We start from the raw sequence: 25,255 nt of genomic DNA on the forward strand, positions 1-25,255 counted from the left end.
CTATCGAAACTCCAATATCTCTTTTTTCTTATTTATCTTATCATAGTAGCATCGAAAATGTGAGAGTCAAGTACCTTATTTAGACCATCATGGATAAAAAACTTTTATTCGATTAAATCATCCATTAATCCCTGATCTTTAATATGAGTCTTCGTTGCTTCATCCCCAAGCTCATAAATCATCTTGAACGCCTGTTGCAATCCGTTATCATATGCATCATTTGTTTTGTCAAAATGATATTGTACATAAGGTATGTGGGCCCGCCAAAAACCCTGCCAATCAGAAGAATAATTTTGATCGAAAATTTCCCTTAAATGGGTTATTTCATCATCTGTTGCCTGTATCTGATAGTCCCAAGAAGATGCTGTACTCACTTGTGAAATTGATCCCTCTGCTAGTGAAATGTAGTACGTTTTACGCTCCATGTATCTTCACCCTTTCCAGTATCTTCTCTTATTTTCACACAAAATCCCTGCTTTATTCTTTTAGATTTGATTGTTACGGATCCGCCTTTTTCTTAATGGCATCAATAACTTTTTTCAAGATGTTCGGTATTGGTACACCCAAACGTGACGCATTTTCCATAATGGAAATAAACTCATTGACCAAATAAAATAAAATCGTAACGTCTTTAATTAAATTAGTACCTAAAATAATGTCCAAGACATGCGCAATGCTTACTAATGCAAATATAAATACCTTTTGTGCGATACCCTTAAAACCCACTCGACTCGACAGGCGCTTTTCAACAAATGCCGCCATAATTCCTGTTAAATAATCCACGACAACAAACATAATTAAAAACATTAATAGTGAACTAAAGCCTCCGTAAAAAAAAGAGGCCATGGAACCCACTAATGACGCGATCCCAAAACAAATTAAATTGTACTTGTCCATGACAAATCCCCCTGCATCCTCACTTATTTCTATAATCCATATTATGCAAAATACTAATAGCCCGTTACGAAATAGTAGGGTTTTGTGTATGAACTTTTCAAATTGGAGGAAACTAATCATTATTTTACTAGAGGAGATAGAAAATATATGAAATCATTTGAAACGTTCGTAAACAAATATCATAAAAAATGGATACGGGATGATGAAGATATTGATGCAGTTGCGTACTCTATCGTAAACAGTTTTACAAGAGAGCAATGCATCGATCTTTTAACGGAATTATCGGATGAAGACCTCCATCAAGTGGTGGCAGAATTGGTGATGGAGCAGGTAAAAGAGTTGTTGATTAGTGGAACTAATGGGGATCAAGGTCTGCTTCATTAACTTTTTTCAGAAAGGCTCTGTTAAAGCATATTGTTAATTTTTGCAGCAACCTAGCTGTTGATTGGAGCAATAGGCGCAGACTCCTCGAAAATGCTACGCGTTTTCTTCGTGCGATGTTTCGCTGTCAAAGCCTTCCTTGACCTGAGGGAGATAGCGTTTAGGGGATACCCCGCAGGCACTTTTCCGAGGAGGCTCCCCAAACGCTCCTAGGAAAGCGAAGCCTAGTGAGGAAATCAACCGCGGTGTTTAACAGAGCCTTCAGAAAAAATAAAGCCTGATGCAAGGACTTGGGTAAAGTTCTTGCACCAGGCTACTTGTTTTTATTTTCCTAAGAATGCATGCAACATCCAATTGTGTTTCTCCACGCTTTGGTGGATGGCAAGAAGCATATCACCAGTGGTCTCATCTCCCACTTGGTCTGCAATCTCCATGCCTTCTTTTAACTCTTCTATAAGGGTAGAGAAGTCGCTTGCAATGGATTGGACCATTTGCTCTGCCGTTTCTTTCCCTTCCGCTTCATGGATAGTGGATATCTCCAAGATCTCTTTCATCGTTCCAACTGGAGTCCCCTCAATTGCTAGTAATCGCTCTGCCAATTCATCAATATGTGTGGCAGCCTCCCCGTATAACTCTTCAAATTTCTCATGGAGTGTGAAGAATTCAGGACCTTTTACAAACCAGTGATAATTATGTAACTTGATATAAAGAACACTCCAGTTCGCTACTTGCTTATTTACTACATCCGTTAATTGTTTAGACATTTTGTTCCATTGCCTCCTTCAAATATACCAATATAATATATAGGTAATATAGGTTATTTACCCCTTATAGCGTCCCCCTAAACAATGGACTTATGCCTTGATTAGTTTTTGTTAGAGAGTAAAAATGATATAATAAAAATTAATTTATTCGGAGGTATACATCACCATGATGACCATTTTAATCATCTGCATCATCATCGTACTTGTCGTGCTATTTCTCACCCTTCTCTCCACCAACAAAGCCTACAAATACGAACACACCATAGACCCAATTGAAACACAAAACCAACAAGACACCGCTCATGAGGAAAAGAAATAAAAAAAGTTCCTTTAGGGGTCAGACCCCTAAAGGAATTTTGCACGAAACGTCGAAACCCCCGGATCGATATGCTCCGGGGGTTTTATTGATCTCGAATATTTGGTTATTTTCTTCCATTATTTAAATAGAAAGTTAATAGTATTCATAGATATATGGTGAATCTGGTTGTTCGACTTTTTCCAAGGTTTCTACTTCGACATATGGAAGGGTCCAGTTATTGTATTGAGTGGTTGTCAGGGTTCCGCTCACTTTCACCCAGTCATCGTTTTTAAGGTCCCCTGCCCCGCTCATAGTGGACAACGTCCCATAAACACTGGCATCGGCTACGCAACAAGACAATCCAAAACGCGCGACAACAAACTGGTTCTCCGTAAAGTCGGCTTCTCGGTACACAAATCCAACCATTTCAATTTTCTTTCCGACAAATTCATCAATGCTCATGTCAATGATGTTCATCATTGGAATGTATCTCTCATCATCCACGACAATGGTGTCCATCTTAAGCATTTCAGCCTTCAATTCTTCATAATACCCTTCCGGTGGTTCTTGCAATTCAAATCCTTCCGGATGCTCTAAAGGTGCATCCGCAAGTTGTTCGTCAATGGTCGGTGGCCCGTTTTCTTGATCCTCCATATACCCTTCAGGATCATCCAAGTAAGCTTCCGCCCTTGATGTGTCGGACTCTCCGCTTCCATCATCTGACGCAGCACCACCTGATGGACCGTCAAATGCCCCCGCCTGTTCTCGTTGTTCTACAATCATCTTAGAATTTGTAAAACCGCGCTTATCAATAATCGAGCTGTCCAAAATATTTTCCGGGAACATGAATCCTGTCACCACAGGCAACACAAACATGGAATAAATCAAAATTGATTGAATCGGAGTGGATGACTCCCCGTGGTCAAACCCACAATTACACACCAGTTCTTCTTTATTTTTAGAACCGCTACGCCAAATCTGCACAATTCCAAGAATAAACAAAGTCCCTGCTGCAAAATACATGAACGGCATCATCCTCGGTGCAATGAAATTCGTTATATTCCCAGTGGCCAGAAGTTTAAAAAACAAGAGAGTAAATCCCAGCAATATGATTCCACGCAAATAAATATGAAACCCATAATCACGATTGCTTTCCATCTATAATCATCCTCTCTCCTACAGCACAAGTTGCTGGAAAATAAGTATCGCGGCGAACACGACAATGGTTACAACTGCCATAAAAACAAGTACAAATTTTGTACGGAAATAGGCAAAAAGCATGAATGTATTTTTCAAATCGAGCATCGGTCCATATACCATGAACGCTAACAACGATCCCACTGTAAAAGTTGAACCAAATGATGCGGCAACGAATGCATCCGCTTCTGAACAAAGTGAGAGTACAAATGCAAAAGCCATCATAACTGCAGGAGACAACACTTCATTCTGTCCAAGCGCCATTAATACACTGCGGTCAAGGAATGTCTGGAATAAGCTCGCGATGAACGCACCGGCTATCAAGTATTTCCCCATATCAAAAAACTCGTCACTAGCGTGGTAGAATGTCGCTTTCCATTTATTCTGCTGAAGTGCTGGCTGCTCAAGTTCCATGTCTTGTCTGCCTTGCAATTCACTCTTCGTCCAGCGCAATTGATTTTTATTATCAAAAAGCAACAGCATCAAAAAGCCTATGACAATACACAAAATAAAGGCAAGTCCAAATCTACCATATAAAATGGTAGGATCCCCATTAAAGGCAAAGTATGTAGAAGCTACAACTACCGGGTTAAGGATAGGTGCACCTACAAGTAAGACCACCCCAACATGAAGCGGCATCCCTTTTTTAATTAATCTGCGAACAACAGGAATAATCGCACACTCACAAATTGGTAGAATGACCCCAAGTAACGCTGCCGGGATAATGGCACCAATCGGACTCTTTGGTAAGTATTTTTTTATTTTTTCCTCTGAGACAAATGTTTGTATCAATGCAGAGGCGAATACACCAAGTAAAATAAACGGTATGGCTTCAATAACAATACTAAGAAAAATAGTATTTACATTCAGCCATGAGCTTGGAATATCAAGAGAGATTTCCTTGAAGTCTATAAAAAAGAATAGGTATAGGAACACTCCAATCAAGGCAAGCCCGATCAAATCCTTCAAAAGACTACTGCTTTTCCTCATTCTTCTACTCCTATCATATTTTCTATTTTGTATTATAACATATCAAACTTTTAAAACTTTATCTTTGTTACTAGCAATATATGTCTAATCTATTAACAGTATGATAGTAAAGTATGGAAAACTAGTTTGTGTTTTTGCTTCTTGATTCCTCTTGCATATTCCTATACTATATGTATTATCAATAATCGTAATGATTACTATTTGCAAAAAGAGGAGTGTTTACTATGCATCAATGGGTTATCATTGGTGGGGGCATTCAAGGTTTAACTGTTGCCACGTTTTTACTTAAAAAGAATAAAACTACCATTAATAAAATAAGAATAGTTGATCCAAATCCAAAACCTCTAGAAAATTGGAAGAGATGTACCTCCACCATTTCCATGCCATACTTAAGATCGCCCTCTGTGCATCATTTAGACACAGATCCATTTAGTTTGCAGTCTTTTTCCAAAAAAGAAAAGGTCTATCAAGGAAGCAATGACTTTTACGGAAGGTATAAAAGGCCCTCTTTACATATGTTCAATGACCATTGTGATCACCTGGTCGATGATTTGGAAATAATGAAAGCTTATGTCCGATCTAAGGTCAGTAATGTAGAAAAAAGCAATGGGTATTGGAAGGTGTATCTTCAAACTGGAGAAGTGTTACAAACGGAAAAAGTAGTGATTGCCATTGGAATGAGTGATCAGTTGCATCTCCCTGAATGGGCTAGCCGTTTAAAAAAGCAACGTCCAAATTCCTTATTTCATGTTTTTGACAAAGACCTTCCTTCTTTCGAAAATATGGATGGACCGTTTGTAGTGGTCGGCGGTGGTATAACCGCCACCCATTTAGCAATAAAACTGGCCACATTGTTTCCAGGTGAAGTGACGATGCTAAAACGTCATTCTTTTAGAGTCCATGACTTTGATAGTAATCCAGAATGGCTTGGCCCTAAAATGCGTCACCCATTTATCAAAATAAAAGATTATGAAAATAGGCGAAAAGCAATTAAATCTGCAAGGCATAAAGGCTCTATTCCTTCTGAGTTAAGAAACAGAATTAGCCATTTAGTACGTTCAAAAAAATTAGCCATTAAGGATGGAATCATAAATGATTTTGTAGGTCAGTACAATGATGTACAGTTGCTCCTTGAAAATGGTGAAAAAATAACAGGCGGCTCGATTCTTCTTGCAACAGGTTTTGAACAAGGACTTCCAGGTAAAGAATGGCTGGATCCTGTCATAAAACAAGAGAAGCTACCGTGCGCAAAGTGCGGATATCCTATTGTTAACCACATGTTAGAATGGGCACCAAACCTTTATGTAAGCGGCGCCCTTGCAGAACTTGAAGTTGGTCCAATCGCACGTAATATTTCTGGTGCGAGAGTAGCAGCGAACATTATATCTTCCATTTAAAAAAGGATGACCCAATCGAGTCATCCTTCCCTTTTAACCGAATACTTTTTTCAAGTCTTCTTTATCCTGCTCTAACCAGAACTTCATCAAACGCTTCGCACCTTCAAGGTCATGAAGCTTTGCTTGACCGCATTGCTTTTCATTGGAAGCAGGAATCTCTTCCACTTGGATACCATCTTTTAACGTGTCTTCCATCAAATCAACAATTTCATCTACTGTCGGTTCGCCGCTTACCACTAGATAATATCCAGTTTGGCAACCCATTGGAGAAATGTCGATGATATCGAAATGGCTGTACTTTTCCGCATGTGTACGGATGTTGAATGCCAATAAATGTTCCAAAGTGTGAATGGCGTCTGGCTTCATCGCCTGTTTGTTTGGTTGGCAAAAACGAATATCATATTTATTAACAACACCGTCTGTCCCTACTTTGTGTACTCCACAATGACGAACATAAGGAGCTTTTACCGCATTATGATCTAGTTCAAAACTTTCTACTGAAGGCATAATAGCACTCTCCCTTTATTTAAAAGTTATTTACAGTATAACACATATTTAATTCCAATTAAATTCATCTGATTTATACGAATTTAATAAATTTTTGGTTTCCTAAATTTTCGATTATAATTTACTTGAGGTGACAGTAAATGAAGCATGTCTTTTTATCCATCATTCGTTTTTATAGAAAATTCATTTCCCCATTAACCCCGCCAACTTGTCGATTTTATCCAACATGCTCCCAATATGGAATGGAAGCAATTGGACGTTTTGGAGCAATCAAGGGTGGTTGGCTGACGATAAAAAGAATTCTTAAATGCCACCCATTTCATCCTGGTGGAATTGATCATGTACCGGAAAAGAAAGAAAAAGTTTAATTATGTTCATACCCGTTCACAACAAGATCCAGCTTTCCTGTGTGTGGATCAATGACCAATCCATGCACAGGTACCCCATCTGGCATTAGTGGATGATTTGCAATCATTTCCACGCTCTCACGGACGCTTTCCTCCACACTGTCAAATCCTTTTAAGAAACCTGCTACATCAATGCCCGCATATTTCAAATCATCAATAGTTTCTTTTGTTACTCCCCTTGCTTCCATCTTTTCACGCATGCCTTCTGGATTGATTTTTCCCATTCCGCAATCGTGATGTCCTACAACCAACACTTCATCTGCTTGTAGTTCAAACACGGCAACCAAGATACTTCTCATAATACTTCCAAACGGATGCGATACAATTGCTCCAGCATTTTTAACAATTTTCATATCTCCATGCTTAAGATTCATCGCCTTAGGTAACAGATCCATCAGCCTTGTATCCATGCAAGATAGGACTACTAATTTTTTGTCAGGAAATTTAGTCGTCTGATATTGAATATACTCCTCTTTTTCTACAAATCCCGAATTGTGTTCTAAAATTTCATCCAGTAATTTCATCTTTTTTCCCTCTTTCTGAATAATAGTTTAGATTCCCTTCTTTCAATATGACAAACTCAAAACAAAATGACAATAAAAATAGCTTGTTTTCTTTTTATGTTTTTAGTACTATTCTATATGTAAATCGTAAAGGTTACGCTTTAAACAAGAAAGGAAGTATATATTTTATGAAAAAGAAGATACCTGTAACAGTACTAAGCGGTTACCTTGGTGCAGGAAAAACAACCCTGTTAAATCATATTTTATCAAATAGAGAAGGTTTGAAAATTGCAGTAATCGTTAACGATATGAGTGAAGTAAACGTTGACGCTGCACTTATCCAACAAGGCGGTTTCTCCAGAACCGAAGAAAAATTGGTGGAAATGCAAAACGGCTGTATCTGCTGTACATTGCGAGAAGACCTCATGAAGGAAGTCGAGCGTCTTGTTGATGAAGGCAACATTGACTATATCGTTATTGAATCTTCAGGAATCAGTGAACCAATCCCTGTTGCCCAGACTTTTACTTACTTAGATGAAGAGTTTGATATTGATCTCACAGAAAAGTGCCGCTTGGATGCGATGATCACCGTAGTTGATGGTTTCCGCTTTTATGATGACTATCAATCAGGAGAAAGTCTATTAGATCGTAAACAGGGAACGGATGAATCGGATATACGCGAGATATCTGATCTATTAATTGACCAAATTGAATTCGCTGATGTTCTATTATTAAATAAAACAGACCTACTAGATCCCCAATATGTAGTTGAATTAGAAGCTCTGTTGAGAAAACTGAACCCAGATGCAAGAATAATCCAAACGGTAAACAGCCAAGTGAAGTTGGAAGCGATTTTGAACACAGGACTGTTCGATTTTGAAAAAGCGAGCCAAGCTGCCGGTTGGATTAAAGAACTAAATGAAGAGCACACTCCTGAAACCGAGGAGTACGGAATATCCTCTTTCGTTTATCGCCGCAGGAAACCATTTCACCCAGAGAGATTTAAAGCTTGGCTAGATAATTGGCCAGGCGAGATTGTCCGTGCCAAAGGTTTCTTCTGGCTTGCTTCAAGAAATGATATGGCAGGCTTGATTTCGCAAGCTGGTGCTTCTATTATGATTCAAGGTGCTGGAGAATGGGTCGCAAGTTACAGTGATGAGGAGAAGAAGCAAACATTAGAAGAAGAACCTGAATTGCTAGAAAGATGGGACGAAACCTATGGCGATAGAATGACCGAACTTGTCTTCATCGGGATTGAAATGGAGCAAAAGCAGATTGAAAGATCACTTGACACCTGCCTACTTACTGAAAAAGAAATGAATGAGGACTGGTCTAAGCTTGCAGATCCTGTACCTGCTTTTATCGTAGAGTAATTGTAAAAATTTTATAACATTTGTCTTTTTAGTTCTCAAATCGTAACAGTTACGATATAATGTGTTGGGATACAAAACGAGAGGAGAAAATAATGAAAACTAAATCTATTTTTATCGCAATGATGTTAGTAGTTTTTACATTCCTTGTTGGATGTAATTCAGATAATCAGGCTTCTGACGGCAGTGAAAAATTGACTGTCTATACGACCATCTTCCCTTTGGAGGACTTTACGAAGAAAATTGGCGGCGAGCATGTTGATGTGAAGCCTGTTTTTCCTGCTGGTGCTGATGCACATACTTTTGAACCATCAGCTAAAACAATGAGTGAAATGGCTTCTGCTGACGCTTTTATTTTTACAGGTGTGGGCGTGGAAGGATTTGCTGATAAAGCAAAAGAAGTCTTAGGAAACGAGGACGTAAAGATTGTTGGAGCCGCTGAAGGAATTGAGCTACGACCTGAGGGTGGAGAATCTGACCATGATGCACACGGTGATGAGCATTCCGACGAAGCTCATAACGAAGAGCATGATGATGAGCATTCCGATGAAGCTCATGACGAAGAGCACAGTGATGAGCATTCCGACGAAGCTCATAACAAAGAGCATGATGATGAGCATTCTGATGAAGCTCATGACGAAGAGCATGGTGATGAGCATTCCGACGAAGCTCATGACGAAGAGCATGGTGATGAGCATTCCGACGAAGCTCATGACGAAGAGCACGGCGATGAGCACGGCGATGAGCATACACAAGATGGACATGAGGAACACGACCATTCTAATGGAGACCCTCATGTATGGTTAGACCCTACACTTTCTATCACACTTGCTGAAAATATCAAAAATGCTCTTGTTGAATTAAAACCGGAAGCAAAAGAAGATTTCGAAGCAAACTTTGAAACGTTGAAAGCTGACCTCGAAAAATTAGATACAGAATTCAAAGAAACAGTGGATAGCGCGAAAACAAAAAAGCTTTTAGTTTCCCATGCAGCATACGGTTACTGGGAGAACCGTTATGGATTGGAGCAAATCAGCGTGACTGGTTTATCTCCAACGCAAGAGCCTTCACAAAAACAATTAACTGAAATAATTAATACTGCTAAAGAAAATGAGATCAAGTATGTTATTTTTGATCAAAATATAAGCGGTAAAATTGCTGAAGTGGTAAAAGATGAAATCAAAGCAGAAGCTTTGGTCTTGCATAACTTAGAAGCAGCAACAGAAGAAGATGTTAAAAACGGAGCAGATTACTTCAGCTTGATGCGTCAAAACTTAGAGACGTTGAAGAAAGCGTTGAATTAAGTAGATATAGAAAAAGGCAGCCTGTTGTGGGCTGCCTTTTTTTGCTGTTAAAATTTGCACCGAAACCAAATCCCCATTTGAGAAGCCAATTCCTTCTCTTACTCCCCTCTCAACGCTTCACAAAACTTCTCCACTTTCTTATCATCAATTTCTTTCCCTATTAATATAATGGAAGGCTCTATGCCGGTTTTCTCGATTCTGTTCAATACCAAAGTAGATGCTGCATACTGAAACTCGTACAAGCCAGGAGTTTCATCCAGCCGAACTATTCCTTTGGATCTTACCACCTGTTTAGATAGCTTCTTCAATTGCTTTTCAAGCACCACTCGATTAACCGGCTCAGAAAACGCCACTTTGACCGCTTCAATGTGATGGTGGTGATGGTGGTGATGGCTATCATGGTCATGGCCAGCACCTTCTCCATGTTTATCTACCCTCACTTCTCTCATTTGCATTCTTTTTTCCAAAAGAATCTCAAGCGGTACCTCCCCATAGCTGGTGCGGTAGACAGGAACATGATCCTCTAACTCATCCGCCAGTTTGGACTCCACTTTAATCAGCTCTTTTTCCGAAACGAGATCCATCTTGTTCAGCACCAACAAATGAGCAGATGTGACTTGTTCTTTTAACAAACCCCGTATTTCTTTGGAACTATTGAAGAAACTTTGATACTCAAGATAATGACTGGCGTCTACAAGACTGATCATGGACTGCAACTCGAAATGCTCCATATAATAAGGTGTCAATAAAACATCTTTAATTTCCAATGGATTTGCCACACCGGTTCCTTCAATCATCAACACGTCCACTTTTTCCCCTACATATTGATCAAGCGTGGACTTTAGATCCTCTTGAATGGTACAACAGATGCATCCATTCAGGAGTTCCACCACTTTCTCTCCCTGAAAAAGATGGTTTTCCACATTTTCATCACCAAGTTCATTTAGAATGATTCCAGGCTTTAACCCTTCATTTTTAAAGTGTTCTAACATATGTAAAAGTACGGTTGTTTTTCCGCTTCCCAAAAACCCGCTTATCACGTAAACTGGAATCTTTTTTGACATTTTTAAACACTCCTAACATTTCTACATACTATTCTACTACCCATTATACAATTGCTCTAAAAGCAAATAAAACTATAATAAATCGTAATAGTTACGTTTTAATTTTATAGTTTATACAGCCACCTTTCAAGTAATTTAAATTACCATTTTACCAGTTGATCTGACAGTTAGATGGGTTAACTTTTTCTTTAGCAAATTATGCATATTTTGTGGAAAAATGTGGACTCTAACGATATAGATTAGCTTGAAGGGACGTAGCCAAAATGGAAGATGTAGTAATTGCACGGTCATTGTTTGGAACCACAATGGGATTTCATATCATATTTGCAACACTGGGCGTTGGGATTCCTTTAATGATTCTCATTGCTGAATTAATGTATCAAAAAACCCAAAACCGTGAATATGCGATTATGGCAAAAAGGTGGACAAAAGCAAAAGCAGTGCTACTAGGGGTCGCAATCCCTACTGGTACAATCGCCGGAGTTCAACTTTCCCTTTTGTGGCCTGGATTCATGGAGGTCATCGGAAAGGTAATGGCTCTCCCGTTTCAGATTGAAATATATGCGTTTTTCATTGAAGCATTATTCATATCCATATACGTGTATGCTGCAGACCGCATTTCACCGTGGATGCGCATTTTGAGTGTGACACTTGTTACCATCGGTGCGGCAGCATCCGCCGTTCTCATTACAAATGTCCATGCGTTTGAAGGAACACCGGCAGGCTTTCGAATTGAAAATGGTCAGATTGTCGATGTGGATCCTTGGGCCGCTTTTTTCAATCCTAGTTTTGTCATTACAGCTGCGCATGTGGCAGTCTCCGCCTTTATGACAGGGGCCTTTGTCATTGCCTCCGTTGCAGCTTATAAGATGCTACGAAATAAACATGATCAGCGGGTATATAAATTTCACCGAAAAGCACTGATCATGGGGCTTGTTGTGGGAGGAATTTTTTCGTTTATGACCGCCATAAACGGACATGAATCTGCACAGTTATTGCATCAATACCAACCGGAAAAATTAGCAGCAGCAGAAGGCCTCTTCGAAACTCAGTCACATGCGCCCCTTGCAGTTGGAGGATTCACAGACCGGGAAACAAAAGAAGTAAAATGGGGCATTGAGGTTCCATGGGCACTAAGCTTTTTAGCAGATGACCGCTTTGACACGGTTGTTGTCGGACTGAATGACTTTCCTGAAGAGTATTGGCCACCCTTATTTGTTCATACCCTTTTCAACGCAATGGTTGGAATCGGTTCACTTCTAATTATGCTCTCTTTAGTAGGGTTCTTCTGGAGTAAAATTCTCAAAAAAACAACCTATCCTAAGTGGCTTATGTGGCTGTTTGTCGCTGCAGGCCCACTCTCTATGTTGGCTATTGAATTTGGATGGATTTTCGCGTGTACTGGAAGACAGCCATGGGTTATTTATCGGGTGATGTTAACGGAGGATGCGGTTACAGGAAACCAAAATCTTGCCGCATTGTTCCTAGCGTTTGCAGGTATTTATGTACTTCTCGGTGTTGCGGTGGTACTGGTCCTTCGCTACTACTTCAAGCGACATCCGATTGAGGACGAGTTGAACGATATTCCCCCATCATCTACTGGGGTTCAAGCATAAGGAGGATCACCTTCATGACAGACGTAATATTGGCAATTACTGTCCTATGGGGTTTCATTTTTATCTACGCCGTCATGGCGACGATGGATTTCGGAGCCGGTTTCTGGTCTATGCTCTATATTAAGAATGAAAAAACAAATGCCACCAATATCGCTAATCGATATTTATCGCCTACTTGGGAGGTTACCAATGTATTTGTTGTCGCTGTAGTGGTGGCTATATACAGTTTCTTTCCAAGCGCAGCCTACACGTTAGGGACCGTCCTATTAATACCAGGAAGCATCATTCTTCTTTTGCTTGCAGTCCGAAGCGGATTCCTTGTGTTCTCTCATATTGTGGATGATTATCATAAACCACTAACGTACGTATCAGGAATCAGTGGTTTTATAATACCGGCTTTTTTAATCCTTGTTTTGCCCATTACACATGGTGGTTTCGTCGATAATATCGATGGCGTGGACACTTTAATGCTTGGCCGTTTACTGACAAGTCCACATGCCCTCTCTTTCATCCTGTTTGCTGTTAGCAGCACCTTGTTTTTGTCTTCCTTGTTACTGGCGGATTTCTCTAAGGTTGCAAAAGACAGACATGCATATGCTATATACAGAAGGGATGCCTTAATCTTGGGTCCTGTCTCATTACTAGGCGCCCTATTGATCATGATCACTATGCGATATGAAGCAACTTGGCTTTTTGATGGAATGATGGACTATCTTGTCTGGTTATTCATTTCAGCTGGTATGTTTGTCGTGACAGGGGTGGCGCTTGTTATTCCTGGAAAAGATGGATGGACCGGCCTGCCCAGATTAGGTGTTGTTTCTGCCTTTATTCAGTATGCAGTGGCAAGTTACGCATACGGGCGTGCACATCTTCCTTATATCATCTATCCAAATGTCACGATTCAAAACGGATTTACAGACCCTGCATCTTTTCGGGCGCTCTTCATTACGTATATTGTTGGGTTTATCATCTTGTTTCCAGGCTTTATCTATTTTTGGCGCTTGTTTATGAAGGATGAAAAATACATCAAAAGTGAAAATTAAGGTCAGGAGTATGTTTTCTCCTGGCAATTTAATTTAGAAAAATTACAAAGCACTTTCTGGATGGAACTCCAGGAACGTTTACAGTAGAAAACAGGTTTATTGCTCTCTTTTGCTTTTTGCTTGATTACTTTAGCAAGGTTGTGGTTAATGTAATCGGTAAGAACCAAGATAATATCAATATGCTCCGGGATGCTTCTCTTAACTACTTGCACCTTTCTTCCGTCAATATGTAAGACGTTTTCAAATCCTTGTGTGACAAGTTTTTCTTGAATGTTGCCTAAGTGATCTGCACCAACTACCATAAGTGAAGCCATCTTTTTCTACTTCCTTCCTATCGTTAATTGAGAATGATTCTCTCTTATACGTTCATAATAATTGAGAATGATTCTCTTTGTCAATAAAATTATAAAATATACCTATTTTTTATAATGAAGTATGAAAATTTTTTTATGGCTAACAATAGAAACGTATCTTCTGTACAAAAAAGGAGGACGTAAAAATGGCAAAAGAAGTTTTATGTGAAGTGGAAAACTGTAATTATTGGGGACAAGGCAACCTTTGCCAAGCAGATGCTATTTATGTGGTGAGCCATAAAGGGAACACTGCACACGACTCAAAGGATACCGACTGCAAAACCTTCAAACCTGCTCATTAATGAAAAAAACAAAGAGCCCAAGAGCTACGTGGCAGGTAACTCTTGGGCTTTTCTATTTTCAAAACCGTCTGGTCTTCTCAAAGCAAAAAACATTAGTTGTTTGGTTAAATGCCACTGTTCCTTTCCGCAAATGGCTTCGCTTTCCACGGGGCGGCCTTGAGCCTCCTCGGTGCCCTGCGGGGTCTCAACATTGCCGCTACTCCCCCGTAGGAGTCTACGCCATTTGCTCCAATCCACAGCTAGAAACCACCAGAAAATAATGTTTATGCTTTTCAGTTTATCTATTTCAATAGACCGTATTTTTTTATCTGTTGACGAATGAAATCAACCGTAATATATAAATTCTTTTCTAAACTATTCCCTTAATTATATAAAAAGCCCCCATTTAATGGAGGCTGTTGCTTTCTTTTGATAAATTTCTTCTAAAGAACCATTTCATAACCAAACCATGCTTTGGCGATAGGAAAAAGGTTAAAACAAACAATATTCCTGCCATGGAAGCCATCATACCAGATATCGATACATTAAATAAGGACGCCGCATAGTAGCCAAGAACTGCTGATGCAACCCCAATACCAGCACTTAACAAAAGCATGATACTTAGTTTATCAGTCAATAGGTAAGCACTTGCTCCTGGCGCAATAAGCATTGCAACAACTAATATAGCTCCTACACTATCAAAAGATGCAACTGTTGTAATGGAGAGCATCCCCATTAATAAATAGTGCATGAACATGACTGGAATTCCAATAGCAAGGGCCATTTCAGGATCAAACGAGCAAATTTTTAATTCTTTATAGAAAAATACAAGGATTGCCAAATTGACGACAAGAACAGCTCCAAGCATCCATACTGCCCTTGGACCGACATCCATCCCCGCAATAATTAACGTATCCCAGGGAACAAACGCAATTTCTCCCATCAGTGCATGATCTACATCTAAATGAACTCTTCCTGCGAACAAGGAAACTAAGATTACCCCTAATGCAAATAAGGAGGTAAATACCACTCCAATTGCTGCATCAGACTGGACTCCTGATGAATGGAGAAGCTGAATGAAGAATGCTGTCAATAATCCCACTACTAATGCACCAGCAAACATATAGATACCATCTAGACTGTTTGAAACAAGGTATGCTCCTACAATACCAAGTAAAACCGTGTGACTAATCGCATCTGCAAGCATTGCCATTCTTCTTAGGATAAGAAAACAACCGGTAAGACCGCATGTTATGCCAACTAAGGACCCTGTTAGAATAATCCATCCTTCATAACTCATCAGCCTTCACTCCCTTCTACTGCAGAATGGAAGCCTTTGTTCCCTATATTTCTTTTCTTCTTATATAAAAATAAGCCATTAGGTTCCCTTCCAAAATCCTTGAGTAAAGCCCGAAGTTCATCAATAATTTCTTTCGGTCCATTTAAAAGATCCATGCTTCCCTCTCTCCAATTCGAAACAGGGAACTTACTTTCAAACATAAGGTACATATCCATTAACCTGTTTTTTAGAACAACATCATGGGCCATCTCCAGCCCTTTTTCCGTTAGCATTATACATTTATCAGCCTGTTCTTCAGCTAATAAACCTTCCTTTTTCAATTCCTTTACCACTGAAAGCATCGTGATGGTGGATATCGGACGCAGTTCCACCACTTGTTGGTAGGTGTAGCTTCCAATTTCTTTACCTTCTGACTCTTTTAACTTGGTCTCACTCAATTCATACAGACTAGATAAAATATTTTCCCTTGTTACTAGGCGCTTAACCTTCCATTGTTTAACCATTTTAGGCAATAACCCTTTTTTTGTACCGAATATAAGGGAGAATACAAACAATATTGTCGCTGCCAAAATAATTAATGGTCCTGTCGACATCCCACGGGCCAATGTACTGAGCAAAGTCCCAACAACACCTGAAACTCCACCGACCAAGCCAGCCAAAACCACCATATAGTCAAGCCGTTCTGTCCAATACCTCGCAGTGATAGCCGGCGTGATTAACATAGCTGCCATCAATATAACGCCAACTGCCTGAAGCCCAATAACAACTGCGCCGACAATCATAGTCATTAAAAGACCATTCAGCCATTTAACTGGAAGTCCTATCCCTTGAGCAAACTGAGGATCAAAGGTTATCAGCTTCAATTCTTTGAACAAGACGAATGTGATAAAAATTAAAATAAAGGCTATTACACTAATGATTTGTACATCCAAACCAACAATAGCCGCCGCTTGCCCAAAAATAAATGAATCCAGCCCTGCCTGATTACCACTTCCATACTGCTGAATATATGTTAATAGAACAATACCAAAGCCAAAAAACACGGATAAAACGAGACCTATTGCAGTATCTTCTTTTATTCTGGAGTGTTTAATAATAGCTTGAATACAGTAAGTTCCGATTAAACCTGAGATGGACGCTCCAATCAATAACCACGACATCGACTTTGCTCCAATCAGTAAGAACGCAATACATATTCCGGGCAAAGCTGCGTGTGCCATTGCATCTCCAAGAAGGCTTTGTTTTCTCAACAAAGCGAAGCTACCAATGACACCACTTGCCATTCCTAGCAGAATGGTCCCTAGCAGTACCCACTGCACGTTCGGATCTTGTAGCATATTGAGAACCGTTTCCATACTGTCACTCCTATTGTTCGACAATGGCATGATTTTGGTCTAAAAATGCCAACCGACCACCATACGTTTTTTGTAAATTATCCATTGTAAATACTTCTTCTGTCGGACCAATCGCAATCTTTCTAAGATTAAGCAGCAACACCCAGTCAAAATACTCTTTCACTGTTTGGAGATCATGATGAACTACCAGCACTGTTTTTCCTTGTGCTTTAAGTTCATTAAGAATGGTGATGATTGCTTTTTCTGTTGCAGCATCCACACCTACGAAGGGTTCATCCATAAAATAAATACTCGCATCCTGTGCAAGCGCTCTTGCCAGGAACACTCGTTGTTGTTGACCACCTGAAAGCTGACTAATCTGTCGTGTTGCATATTCTTTCATTCCGACTTTATCCAAGCATTCATAAGCAAACTCTATATCCTTCTTGTTCGGTCTCTTCACCCAACCAATATGACCATATCTCCCCATCAGTACAACATCCAATGCGTTCGTTGGAAAGTCCCAATCCACAGACCCACGCTGTGGAACATAACCAATTAATTTACGCTGTGATTTATACGATTTTCCATAGATTGATATAGTACCAGACGCCTTCGGAATTAATTCCAAAGCCGCCTTGATTAATGTAGATTTACCGGCACCATTCGGTCCAATAATCCCGATAAGTTTTCCTTCCGGAACGCTGAAACTAACTTCTTTTAATACAGGTTTACGATGATAAGCTACTGTTAAATTTTCTATTTTGACTGGCTGCATATTCGTTCACCTTGCTTTCTAATTTGCTTTTCCCCATGAAATAAAAGCCTTCTATTTTAACGCCTTTACGATTGTATCAATATTATGTCGGAACATTCCTAAGTATGTTCCTGTTTCTGTACCAGCAGCTCCCATTGCATCAGAGTATAATTCCCCACCTATTACAACTGTATGGTCCTTGCTTTCAGCTCCCTGAACTACTGCATTTATGGAGTCTTCCGATATGCTACTTTCGACGAATACTGCTTTAATGTTTCTTTCTACTAAAAGATCTACAATGGAACGCACATCACTTAAACCAAACTCTGCATCTGTACTCAATCCTTGCAAGCCCGTCACTTCCATTCCATATGCTTTCCCAAAGTACTGGAACGCGTCATGAGCCGTTACTAATACTCTACTCTCTTCTGGAATCGTTGCAAGTTGTTCCTTGGCGTAAGTATCTAATTCTTCCAATTTCTTTATATATGCTTCCGCATTCTTTTCATATAAATCAGCGTTCGCCTTATCTTCTTTAATCAATGTCTCTTTCACTTCTTCTACTGCATACACCCATAATGAGATATCAAACCAAACATGAGGATCCTTTTTATCTGTTTCACCTTCTGCAATTAACAACTTATCCGTTGGAACAGATTCTGCTACAGGAACCGTTGCTTTTTTATCCTTCATTTTACTAAGAATTTCTCCCATTCTTCCCTCTAATTTAAGCCCGTTATAGAAGATGATATCTGCTTCATTTAATTTTTTTAAATCTCCTTGAGATGCTTTATACAAATGTGGATCAATACCTGGCCCCATAAGACTTTCCACTTCTACATTATCTCCGCCAACATTTTCAACGATATCTGCTATTTGGGCAATAGTAGTGGTAACCTTAATTGTTTCATTCTCATCGCTACTTACTCCTGAGGAACAAGCAGTCAATCCTAAACTGATAGCTCCTAGCAATACCAATTTCCCCAATAGTTTTTTCATTTTCTCTCTCCTCTTTTTTAAGTATTTGTACTAGTCAACAAAAGTTTGTCTAATGCAAATTTTATGGTAAAAAAATACACACGTTCTTTCCTTCTCCTAAATCCACTGTATGTAGAAGAAGATAAAAATGTGATTCAACTTGACCAATTACAGTAATTTAAGCCTAAACTCAAAAAGTTGCCCTCATACAAAACTTAAACCCTAAGCAAACTTTTGTCAAGAACGAAAAAGCGCGAAAATATAGAAAAAAAGAAAGAAAGGGGGTCAGACCCCTCTAGGAATTTCGCTCTTTACGTCGAATATATATAAAGTTAACATGAAAAAGCCCTGCAGTGATTGGGCTGCAGGGGCTTTTGTGTTTTTTATTGTTTTGTCGGAAATTTAATTTTACTTTTTTGTATGAAAGCTTGCATTTCGCTTACTTAATTCCTTTACATACGCTTCATCCACTTCAAAGCCGATGCCTGGACCATCTGGTACGGGCAATTTACCTCTTTCCACTACCACTTCCGGCGTAATTACATCCTTATCCCAATAACGGCTTGATGAAGAAAGATCTCCTGGGATTGTAAAATTGTGCAAAGACGCTAGGGCGATATGGAATGCTCTCGAAATCCCGGTTTCCAGCATACCACCGCACCAGACTGGAATTCCATGTCCCGCACATATATCATGGATGTCAATGGCGTTAGCAAGTCCGCCAACCCGACCGATTTTAATACTCATCACTTTACAGCTTCCTAGCTTGATAGCGTTTCTTGCATCCTGAAGGGAAACAATACTTTCATCCAAACAAACAGGTGTAGTTAAAACTCTTTGTAGTTCAGCATGCTCCACAATGTCATCAGCAGCAAGTGGCTGTTCGATCATCAGCAAGTTTAATGCATCTAATTTTTTTAGCCGCTCCACATCTCCAAGCGAATAAGCAGAATTTGCATCTACTAGTAAAGCAATATCCGGAAATGAATCTCTTATCTTTTTTAATATCTCGTAGTCGTTTGATGGGTCTACTTTCACCTTAATACGCTTATAGCCTTCTTTTATTCTATGCTCGATGGTAGAGAGCATCCTCTCTGGAGTATCCAGGCTCACTACTACTCCAGCTTTCACCTCTCTGCGCACACCTCCGATATACTTTGCCAGAGACACACCCGCTTGCTTAGCAAAAAGGTCCCAGATTGCCATCTCCACTCCAGCTTTAGCCATCTGATTTCGCTTCCAATGTAAAAGAGCTTCGTTCACTCCTCGCGGGGATTCCCACTCTTGATGTAAAACAGTTGGAATGAAAAACTCAGTCAACATATGCCAAGCAGTTTCTATAGTTTCCTCTGTATACCACGGAGAAGAAAATGCAACCACTTCCCCCCATCCAGAATTCCCTGAATCATCTGTTGCTTTAATTAAGATGCTCTCCCTATCTGTGACGGTTTCCTGGTGAGTTCGAAATGGTTGAACTAATTTCATAGAAGTCAGGAATAAATCAACCTTCTCAATTCTCATCATTATCCTCCCAATCCGGCAACATTTTTAAAAGCTCTCTCCGCATTAACTTATTGGAAGCATTTCTCGGCAAACTTTCCACAACATATATTTGTTTTGGGACTTTATAGCCCGCCAACTGCTCACGAACAAAAGACTTCAATTTTTCTTCCAGCAGCTCTTCTTCCCTTCCAGTAACAACAAATGCTACGGGAATCTGTCCCCAACGATGATCAGGTATCCCAGTAACACCCGCCTCCTTTATGGAAGGGTGAGAAACGAGAACCGCTTCAATTTCTGCAGGATAGACATTTTCCCCGCCCGAAATAATTAAATCACTTCGTCTGTCCACAACAAATAGAAACCCGTCCTGATCCACATAACCTAAATCTCCAGTGTAGAACCACCCGTCTTTTACTGCCTCAGAAGTACTATTTTCCCGGTTATAGTACCCAACTGTTACGTTTGGACCCTTCACCACAATTTCACCTGTTTCCATAGGACCAACTTCCATTCCATCAATCATTATCTTTAGCTGGCAAGGAAAAAGTGGTTTCCCCGCTGAACCTATTTTCGACATGGCAAAGTCAGGAGAGAGGGTGACAATTTGTGAGCAGGTCTCCGTCATGCCATACGTTTGGTAAACAGGAATAGATTTCCTCCTGCACTCTTCCAGAATAGATTTGGGTACTGGCCCTCCACCAACGAGCATGCATCGAAACGTTAGCGGATAGGATTTTGAACCGAGTTGTTCCAACAAGTTGCTCAGCATGGTAGTCACGACCGATACAATACTAACTTGCCGTTCCATCAAGTCCTTATGTACTGCCTCCGCTTCAAAACGTCTATGGATAATCACTCTTATTCCATAAATCACGCTTCTCATCAAGATGGATAATCCACTTATATGAAAGATCGGCACCGCTAACAACCAGCAGTCATCTTCGTGAAGACCCATATTTAGAGCAGAGCCAGTAGCACTCCAAAAGTGATTGCCATAGGACTGCTTCACACCTTTAGGAAAACCCGTCGTGCCACTTGTGTACATAATGGTATCGATTTCTTCAAGGGAGAATTCCTCTACAATAGTAACGTCACTGCCTTTTAATGAAAGTACCTCAGAATAGGAGACAATCTTATCGGTTCCCTTAAACTCTTTACTTTTCTGAAGCCCTGATTCTTGTTCATCATCCACCAAAATAAATCGGGATGCTGCGTCCTCTACTTGATAAGACAGCTCCTTAGAGGTTAATCGTAAATTATGTAATACAGTAATCGCTCCAAGATTTTTTAGTGCAAATAGCAATTCTACAAGCTCTATGCTATTGGCCATAAAGACAGATATCCGGTCACCATGCCTTACACCCAACTCTACCAATTTACCGGTCACGATTAATGAATTCCTGTATAACTCTGAAAAAGTCACCGCCCTCTCTTCCATTTCAAGTGCTATCCGGTCCGGAGTCAAGGCAGCCCGTTTCATTAAAAAGTTTGGCAATATTGTCATCGCTATAACCTCCCTACCCAGTTTTCCCATAAAAAGAAGGGCAATCCAAAAGCCAAAAGCTCTTAGATTGCCCTCCAATCACCATAAATCTTTTTTATTAAGGGAAACGAGGGAATTGTCCAAAGTCCGGCTTTCTTTTTTCTTTAAAAGCATCGCGACCTTCTTTTGCCTCTTCCGTAGTGTAATACAATAATGTAGCATCACCAGCGAACTGTTGGATACCTGCCAAGCCATCTGTGTCTGCATTCATGGCAGCTTTCAAGAAACGTAGAGCAGTCGGGCTGTTTTCTAACATTTCCTCACACCATTTCACTGTTTCATCCTCTAATTGCTCTAAAGGAACAACCGTGTTTACTAGACCCATATCAAGTGCTTCCTTCGCATCGTATTGACGGCATAGGTACCAGATTTCACGGGCTTTTTTATGTCCAACGATACGCGCAAGGTATCCGGAGCCGTAACCTGCATCAAAGCTTCCCACTTTAGGACCAGTCTGTCCAAAGCGAGCATTGTCAGCAGCAATCGTTAAATCACATACTACATGTAATACGTGTCCGCCACCAATTGCCCAGCCTGCAACCATTGCCACTACAGGTTTTGGTGTTACACGGATTAAACGTTGAAGGTCAAGTACGTTCAAGCGAGGGATTTCATCTTCCCCAACATAACCGCCATGTCCGCGAACCTTTTGGTCTCCTCCGGAACAAAATGCTTTGTCTCCAGCACCTGTTAAAATGATGACGCCAACACTAGAATCGTCACGTGCATAAGCAAACGCTTCAATCAATTCCATTACAGTTTTCGGACGGAAAGCATTATGTACTTCCGGACGGTTGATCGTAATTTTTGCGATCCCGTTATATGTTTCATATAAAATGTCTTCAAATTGTTTTGGTCCTGCTATCCATTCTCTTGCCATGATTTATTTCCTCCCTAACATAAATTAGTTCGTTAAAAACCCACTTACTATTTTACCAAACTTTCGCGGTTGTTCCACATGAATTGCATGTCCTGCGTCACTTATTTTGAAAAAAACCGATTTTTCTATCCTTTTTTTCATTTCCTGAGCAATAAGGACAAATTTTTCGTCCCATTCCCCTGCGGCCAGAAGTACAGGACAATTGATTTTATGAAGAGAGTTCCAAACGGAAGGTTGCATCCCTGTACCCAGACCACGCAAACTATTTGCTAGTCCCACAGGTGAATTGCTCAATCGTTGCTCATAAATTGCCTCTTGTTTTTCCGGAGGCAATAGTTTTTGTGATTGAAAAAGGGAAATGTTAGTCCAAAAATCAATAAAAGATTTTAAACCTTCCTTTTCAATCCGCTCTGCAAGCATTTCATCTGCTTCTTTCCTCGCAAGCCTGTCCTCTGACTTTTCCAGACCAGGAGACGCACTTTCAAGCACTATTTTGGATACCATCGAAGGAAAAGCAACCGCAAAAGAAAGCGCCACCCTTCCTCCCATAGAATATCCATAAATAGATACCGATGAAATATTAAATCTATCCAAAATAGATTTCAAATCGAAAAGCACCTTTTCCATTCGATAACGCTCCGCTTGGCCAGGCGCATCTGTTTTTCCATGGCCAAGTTGATCTACCAAAATAAAAGTATAGTCTTCTACATTTTCAAAACCCGCGATTAATTCGTGAAAACTTCTTCCGTTCCCAGTAAAACCGTGCAGCATAAGAATATGGCGGGCACCATGACCAATCTTCTCTATATGATAGTATACCCCGTTAATCTCCATCATTCTTCTTTGTCCAAAACCGATATCATTTCCTGGGAAACATTTTTCCACAATTTGCGATGAATCTCTTCATTTTCTGCACGGTTGGTTGGAACTTCAATTACTTTTAAGCCTTTTTGGTTAATAGAATATGACACTGCCTCTTGGAAATCAGACCAACTTTCCGCTCTCATATATTCGCCTTCGTATAACTTTACAGCGTGCTCAAAATTAATTCCTGTTGGGGTACCAAACAAAGCTTCAAAATGCTTCTCCACTTTTGACTGCGGAAGGAACGAGAAGATTCCCCCTCCATTATTATTTACAAGCACAATAGTGACGTTAAGCTTTAGTAATTTGGCGGCAAGCAGGCCATTCATATCGTGGTAGAAGGATAAATCTCCAATTACCAATACTAGGTTTTCATATGCTTTACTTGCTGCAAGTGCAGTGGAAACCACTCCATCAATCCCATTGGCCCCTCTGTTTGCAAGCACTGTCAGCTTTTTATCATCTGTATACAAGAAAGTATCCACATCACGGATAGGCATACTGTTTCCTACAAAAATGGTCGAACTATCAGGTAGCATTGCTTGAAGTTCTGAAATAATTTTCCCCTCAAACATTCCGCCTTCCTTTTGTTCATTAGAAAGTATCTTTTTTGTCCTGTCATTTAACGATTTGATACCATCCATCCATTCAAAGGAATCACGAACTGAGAGATTCCCCCTTACCTTTTGGCAAAAAAGCGTTTCTTCTGCATGAACCATATAGCTTGCCTGTAACGTCGGATCTCTCCATCCGCCGTCTCCGTCCACAACAATCTGTATCGCACTATTGGACTTGCTTATGTATTGCATTAAAGACTTCGATACCGGCATTGCCCCAAAGCGGATGATCATCTCTGGTTCCAGATTCTTTTTCACTTCATCCGGTCGTAAGAAGGCATCATAGCCTTCCATTACCGTTTCTTTTCGATGTGCTCCCGTTCTAAGCCCTGATAATGGGTCGGCGAAGATTGGATACTGCAGGGCTTGGGAGAGTTCGGTAATCGCATTAGAAAATGCATCACTCTTTGACTGTGGCATTTCTCCGCAAACAATAATACCTTTTTTCCGCTCGCTCATCAGCATGGCAAAAAAGCGAGCCTGATCATCCGTAATCGAGTATTTGCCTACATTGACCTCTACTATCGATTCATTGCTTTCTTTGTACTTGGACCAAAGCTCCTCCGCCTCTAAGTCAGGAACCAAAGGCTCACGTAAAGGAAAATTGAGATGAACAGGTCCCATAGGTGCGCTTAGGGAAGTGCCTGTAGCTCGCGCTGCCATGGTTCGTGCGTATCGAATCATTCGGTTCGTATCTTCCGGTAAGGACATCTCAACGAACCATTTCACATAGTCTCCATACATTTTCAATTGATCAATTGCCTGTGGGGCTCCGACATCTCGTAGCTCATGTGGGCGATCTGCTGTTAGGACAATAAGTGGCAGTCTAGATTGATAAGCCTCCACAATGGCAGGATAATAGTTCGTTGCTGCAGTGCCTGATGTACAAAGAATGGCAACTGGTTTATTCTTTGTTTTCGCAAGTCCCAATGCGTAAAAAGCTGCAGATCGCTCATCAATAAGAACTGTAACGTTGATGTCAGGATGTTCTGCCAAAAGAAGGGCGATTGGAGTGGAACGTGAACCGGGGCTAATTACCGCATCCTCCATACCGCTTTTTACTAATTCATCTACAAATGCTGCAAGATAAAAGGTCATGTCATCCAT

At 40.2% G+C, this 25,255-nt stretch carries 27 protein-coding genes; 9 read left to right on the plus strand and 18 right to left on the minus strand.

Going from position 1 to position 25,255, the window contains the following annotated elements:
* Positions 1-104 precede the first annotated feature (104 nt).
* Together HC179_RS12045 and HC179_RS12050 are read right to left on the minus strand one after the other, a co-directional pair.
* Entirely contained in the window at positions 105-425 is a 321-nt protein-coding gene (locus HC179_RS12045; protein ID WP_168864514.1) for a hydrolase, read from the minus strand.
* Positions 426-498: 73 nt separating this feature from the next.
* On the minus strand, positions 499-897 hold the full coding sequence (locus tag HC179_RS12050) for a phage holin family protein (RefSeq protein ID WP_168864515.1): 399 nt from the start codon (positions 895-897) through the stop codon (positions 499-501).
* A 147-nt stretch (positions 898-1,044) separates the two neighbouring features.
* On the opposite strand from HC179_RS12050, the gene HC179_RS12055 reads away from it, so the two are divergent.
* Positions 1,045-1,281 (plus strand): hypothetical protein, encoded by a 237-nt coding sequence (locus HC179_RS12055; RefSeq protein ID WP_168864516.1) that lies wholly within the window; start codon positions 1,045-1,047, stop codon positions 1,279-1,281.
* A 320-nt stretch (positions 1,282-1,601) separates the two neighbouring features.
* Here the strand turns inward: HC179_RS12055 and HC179_RS12060 are convergent, their stop codons facing one another.
* The gene (locus tag HC179_RS12060; RefSeq protein WP_168864517.1) at positions 1,602-2,042 is read right to left on the minus strand and encodes a Dps family protein; all 441 of its coding nucleotides are present in this window, start codon (positions 2,040-2,042) and stop codon (positions 1,602-1,604) included.
* 166 nt (positions 2,043-2,208) lie between these two features.
* Between HC179_RS12060 and ytzI the strand changes: the two genes are divergently transcribed.
* Complete coding sequence (gene ytzI, locus HC179_RS12065) at positions 2,209-2,361, plus strand: YtzI protein (RefSeq protein WP_168864518.1); 153 nt, start codon at positions 2,209-2,211, stop codon at positions 2,359-2,361.
* A gap of 132 nt (positions 2,362-2,493) precedes the next feature.
* On the opposite strand, the gene HC179_RS12070 is transcribed toward ytzI, so the two are convergent.
* The gene (locus tag HC179_RS12070) at positions 2,494-3,498 is read right to left on the minus strand and encodes a TIGR03943 family putative permease subunit (protein ID WP_168864519.1); all 1,005 of its coding nucleotides are present in this window, start codon (positions 3,496-3,498) and stop codon (positions 2,494-2,496) included.
* An 18-nt stretch (positions 3,499-3,516) separates the two neighbouring features.
* Entirely contained in the window at positions 3,517-4,527 is a 1,011-nt protein-coding gene (locus HC179_RS12075; RefSeq protein WP_168864520.1) for a permease, read from the minus strand.
* Between the two features lie 224 nt (positions 4,528-4,751).
* On the opposite strand from HC179_RS12075, the gene HC179_RS12080 reads away from it, so the two are divergent.
* A complete protein-coding gene (locus tag HC179_RS12080; RefSeq protein WP_168864521.1) occupies positions 4,752-5,924 on the plus strand; it encodes an FAD-dependent oxidoreductase in 1,173 nt (390 codons plus the stop codon).
* A gap of 33 nt (positions 5,925-5,957) precedes the next feature.
* Here the strand turns inward: HC179_RS12080 and HC179_RS12085 are convergent, their stop codons facing one another.
* Positions 5,958-6,431, minus strand: coding sequence for an S-ribosylhomocysteine lyase (locus HC179_RS12085; RefSeq protein WP_010195244.1), 474 nt, complete (start codon positions 6,429-6,431; stop codon positions 5,958-5,960).
* Between the two features lie 140 nt (positions 6,432-6,571).
* Here HC179_RS12085 and yidD point away from each other — a divergent pair, with 140 nt between their 5' ends.
* On the plus strand, positions 6,572-6,799 hold the full coding sequence (gene yidD, locus HC179_RS12090) for a membrane protein insertion efficiency factor YidD (protein ID WP_168864522.1): 228 nt from the start codon (positions 6,572-6,574) through the stop codon (positions 6,797-6,799).
* On the opposite strand, the gene HC179_RS12095 is transcribed toward yidD, so the two are convergent.
* Entirely contained in the window at positions 6,796-7,362 is a 567-nt protein-coding gene (locus tag HC179_RS12095) for a beta-class carbonic anhydrase (protein WP_168864523.1), read from the minus strand. The genes yidD and HC179_RS12095 overlap by 4 nt on opposite strands.
* A 167-nt stretch (positions 7,363-7,529) precedes the next feature.
* Here HC179_RS12095 and HC179_RS12100 point away from each other — a divergent pair, with 167 nt between their 5' ends.
* Positions 7,530-8,714, plus strand: coding sequence for a GTP-binding protein (locus HC179_RS12100; protein ID WP_168864524.1), 1,185 nt, complete (start codon positions 7,530-7,532; stop codon positions 8,712-8,714).
* A gap of 92 nt (positions 8,715-8,806) precedes the next feature.
* Positions 8,807-10,015: a metal ABC transporter solute-binding protein, Zn/Mn family gene (locus HC179_RS12105; protein WP_168864525.1), complete on the plus strand. Its 1,209-nt coding sequence runs from the start codon at positions 8,807-8,809 to the stop codon at positions 10,013-10,015.
* Positions 10,016-10,113: 98 nt separating this feature from the next.
* Here HC179_RS12105 and HC179_RS12110 read toward each other — a convergent pair whose 3' ends face one another.
* Positions 10,114-11,079 (minus strand): CobW family GTP-binding protein, encoded by a 966-nt coding sequence (locus tag HC179_RS12110; RefSeq protein WP_168864526.1) that lies wholly within the window; start codon positions 11,077-11,079, stop codon positions 10,114-10,116.
* Positions 11,080-11,342: 263 nt separating this feature from the next.
* Between HC179_RS12110 and HC179_RS12115 the strand changes: the two genes are divergently transcribed.
* Complete coding sequence (locus HC179_RS12115; protein ID WP_168864527.1) at positions 11,343-12,695, plus strand: cytochrome ubiquinol oxidase subunit I; 1,353 nt, start codon at positions 11,343-11,345, stop codon at positions 12,693-12,695.
* 14 nt (positions 12,696-12,709) lie between these two features.
* Positions 12,710-13,738, plus strand: coding sequence for a cytochrome d ubiquinol oxidase subunit II (locus HC179_RS12120; RefSeq protein WP_168864528.1), 1,029 nt, complete (start codon positions 12,710-12,712; stop codon positions 13,736-13,738).
* A 2-nt stretch (positions 13,739-13,740) separates the two neighbouring features.
* On the opposite strand, the gene HC179_RS12125 is transcribed toward HC179_RS12120, so the two are convergent.
* Positions 13,741-14,052, minus strand: coding sequence for a DUF2325 domain-containing protein (locus HC179_RS12125; protein ID WP_168864529.1), 312 nt, complete (start codon positions 14,050-14,052; stop codon positions 13,741-13,743).
* 185 nt (positions 14,053-14,237) lie between these two features.
* Between HC179_RS12125 and HC179_RS12130 the strand changes: the two genes are divergently transcribed.
* The gene (locus tag HC179_RS12130) at positions 14,238-14,393 is read left to right on the plus strand and encodes a DUF1540 domain-containing protein (RefSeq protein ID WP_010195228.1); all 156 of its coding nucleotides are present in this window, start codon (positions 14,238-14,240) and stop codon (positions 14,391-14,393) included.
* A gap of 385 nt (positions 14,394-14,778) precedes the next feature.
* Here HC179_RS12130 and HC179_RS12135 read toward each other — a convergent pair whose 3' ends face one another.
* The 9 genes from HC179_RS12135 to menD all read right to left on the minus strand — a co-directional run bounded on the left by HC179_RS12135 (position 14,779) and on the right by menD (position 25,255).
* On the minus strand, positions 14,779-15,672 hold the full coding sequence (locus HC179_RS12135; protein ID WP_168864530.1) for a metal ABC transporter permease: 894 nt from the start codon (positions 15,670-15,672) through the stop codon (positions 14,779-14,781).
* Positions 15,672-17,027 (minus strand): metal ABC transporter permease, encoded by a 1,356-nt coding sequence (locus HC179_RS12140; RefSeq protein WP_168864531.1) that lies wholly within the window; start codon positions 17,025-17,027, stop codon positions 15,672-15,674. Before HC179_RS12140 ends, HC179_RS12135 begins: the two co-directional genes overlap by 1 nt.
* A 10-nt stretch (positions 17,028-17,037) precedes the next feature.
* Positions 17,038-17,784, minus strand: a complete 747-nt coding sequence (locus HC179_RS12145) for a metal ABC transporter ATP-binding protein (protein ID WP_060666904.1) — start codon at positions 17,782-17,784, stop codon at positions 17,038-17,040.
* Positions 17,785-17,835: 51 nt separating this feature from the next.
* Complete coding sequence (locus HC179_RS12150; protein ID WP_168864532.1) at positions 17,836-18,762, minus strand: metal ABC transporter solute-binding protein, Zn/Mn family; 927 nt, start codon at positions 18,760-18,762, stop codon at positions 17,836-17,838.
* Positions 18,763-19,149: 387 nt separating this feature from the next.
* On the minus strand, positions 19,150-20,265 hold the full coding sequence (gene menC / locus HC179_RS12155) for an o-succinylbenzoate synthase (RefSeq protein WP_168864533.1): 1,116 nt from the start codon (positions 20,263-20,265) through the stop codon (positions 19,150-19,152).
* Entirely contained in the window at positions 20,252-21,748 is a 1,497-nt protein-coding gene (locus HC179_RS12160; protein ID WP_168864534.1) for an o-succinylbenzoate--CoA ligase, read from the minus strand. Before HC179_RS12160 ends, menC begins: the two co-directional genes overlap by 14 nt.
* 97 nt (positions 21,749-21,845) lie before the next feature.
* Positions 21,846-22,667 (minus strand): 1,4-dihydroxy-2-naphthoyl-CoA synthase, encoded by an 822-nt coding sequence (gene menB, locus HC179_RS12165; RefSeq protein ID WP_168864535.1) that lies wholly within the window; start codon positions 22,665-22,667, stop codon positions 21,846-21,848.
* A gap of 24 nt (positions 22,668-22,691) precedes the next feature.
* Complete coding sequence (gene menH, locus HC179_RS12170) at positions 22,692-23,501, minus strand: 2-succinyl-6-hydroxy-2,4-cyclohexadiene-1-carboxylate synthase (RefSeq protein WP_168864612.1); 810 nt, start codon at positions 23,499-23,501, stop codon at positions 22,692-22,694.
* Positions 23,501-25,255, minus strand: coding sequence for a 2-succinyl-5-enolpyruvyl-6-hydroxy-3-cyclohexene-1-carboxylic-acid synthase (gene menD, locus HC179_RS12175; protein ID WP_481747974.1), 1,755 nt, complete (start codon positions 25,253-25,255; stop codon positions 23,501-23,503). The genes menH and menD overlap by 1 nt, the downstream gene beginning before the upstream one ends.

It is taken from the genome of Bacillus sp. RO1 (assembly GCF_012524115.1).
In the GTDB taxonomy this organism is placed as follows: Bacteria; Bacillota; Bacilli; order Bacillales; family Bacillaceae_I; genus Sutcliffiella_A.

Excerpts from the sequence above, each read along its gene's own strand:
- HC179_RS12120 (WP_168864528.1), top strand. The coding sequence starts at position 12,710 with ATGACAGACGTAATATTGGCAATTACTGTCCTATGGGGTTTCATTTTT.
- menD (WP_481747974.1), bottom strand. The coding sequence starts at position 25,255 with ATGGATGACATGACCTTTTATCTTGCAGCATTTGTAGATGAATTAGTA.
- HC179_RS12110 (WP_168864526.1), bottom strand. The coding sequence starts at position 11,079 with ATGTCAAAAAAGATTCCAGTTTACGTGATAAGCGGGTTTTTGGGAAGC.
- HC179_RS12070 (WP_168864519.1), bottom strand. The coding sequence starts at position 3,498 with ATGGAAAGCAATCGTGATTATGGGTTTCATATTTATTTGCGTGGAATC.
- yidD (WP_168864522.1), top strand. The coding sequence starts at position 6,572 with ATGAAGCATGTCTTTTTATCCATCATTCGTTTTTATAGAAAATTCATT.
- menH (WP_168864612.1), bottom strand. The coding sequence starts at position 23,501 with ATGGAGATTAACGGGGTATACTATCATATAGAGAAGATTGGTCATGGT.
- ytzI (WP_168864518.1), top strand. The coding sequence starts at position 2,209 with ATGATGACCATTTTAATCATCTGCATCATCATCGTACTTGTCGTGCTA.
- HC179_RS12060 (WP_168864517.1), bottom strand. The coding sequence starts at position 2,042 with ATGTCTAAACAATTAACGGATGTAGTAAATAAGCAAGTAGCGAACTGG.
- HC179_RS12115 (WP_168864527.1), top strand. The coding sequence starts at position 11,343 with ATGGAAGATGTAGTAATTGCACGGTCATTGTTTGGAACCACAATGGGA.
- HC179_RS12160 (WP_168864534.1), bottom strand. The coding sequence starts at position 21,748 with ATGACAATATTGCCAAACTTTTTAATGAAACGGGCTGCCTTGACTCCG.
- menB (WP_168864535.1), bottom strand. The coding sequence starts at position 22,667 with ATGGCAAGAGAATGGATAGCAGGACCAAAACAATTTGAAGACATTTTA.
- HC179_RS12055 (WP_168864516.1), top strand. The coding sequence starts at position 1,045 with ATGAAATCATTTGAAACGTTCGTAAACAAATATCATAAAAAATGGATA.
- HC179_RS12100 (WP_168864524.1), top strand. The coding sequence starts at position 7,530 with ATGAAAAAGAAGATACCTGTAACAGTACTAAGCGGTTACCTTGGTGCA.
- HC179_RS12045 (WP_168864514.1), bottom strand. The coding sequence starts at position 425 with ATGGAGCGTAAAACGTACTACATTTCACTAGCAGAGGGATCAATTTCA.
- HC179_RS12130 (WP_010195228.1), top strand. The coding sequence starts at position 14,238 with ATGGCAAAAGAAGTTTTATGTGAAGTGGAAAACTGTAATTATTGGGGA.
- HC179_RS12050 (WP_168864515.1), bottom strand. The coding sequence starts at position 897 with ATGGACAAGTACAATTTAATTTGTTTTGGGATCGCGTCATTAGTGGGT.
- HC179_RS12135 (WP_168864530.1), bottom strand. The coding sequence starts at position 15,672 with ATGAGTTATGAAGGATGGATTATTCTAACAGGGTCCTTAGTTGGCATA.
- HC179_RS12085 (WP_010195244.1), bottom strand. The coding sequence starts at position 6,431 with ATGCCTTCAGTAGAAAGTTTTGAACTAGATCATAATGCGGTAAAAGCT.
- HC179_RS12145 (WP_060666904.1), bottom strand. The coding sequence starts at position 17,784 with ATGCAGCCAGTCAAAATAGAAAATTTAACAGTAGCTTATCATCGTAAA.
- HC179_RS12140 (WP_168864531.1), bottom strand. The coding sequence starts at position 17,027 with ATGGAAACGGTTCTCAATATGCTACAAGATCCGAACGTGCAGTGGGTA.
- HC179_RS12125 (WP_168864529.1), bottom strand. The coding sequence starts at position 14,052 with ATGGCTTCACTTATGGTAGTTGGTGCAGATCACTTAGGCAACATTCAA.
- HC179_RS12095 (WP_168864523.1), bottom strand. The coding sequence starts at position 7,362 with ATGAAATTACTGGATGAAATTTTAGAACACAATTCGGGATTTGTAGAA.
- HC179_RS12150 (WP_168864532.1), bottom strand. The coding sequence starts at position 18,762 with ATGAAAAAACTATTGGGGAAATTGGTATTGCTAGGAGCTATCAGTTTA.
- HC179_RS12105 (WP_168864525.1), top strand. The coding sequence starts at position 8,807 with ATGAAAACTAAATCTATTTTTATCGCAATGATGTTAGTAGTTTTTACA.
- HC179_RS12075 (WP_168864520.1), bottom strand. The coding sequence starts at position 4,527 with ATGAGGAAAAGCAGTAGTCTTTTGAAGGATTTGATCGGGCTTGCCTTG.
- HC179_RS12080 (WP_168864521.1), top strand. The coding sequence starts at position 4,752 with ATGCATCAATGGGTTATCATTGGTGGGGGCATTCAAGGTTTAACTGTT.
- menC (WP_168864533.1), bottom strand. The coding sequence starts at position 20,265 with ATGATGAGAATTGAGAAGGTTGATTTATTCCTGACTTCTATGAAATTA.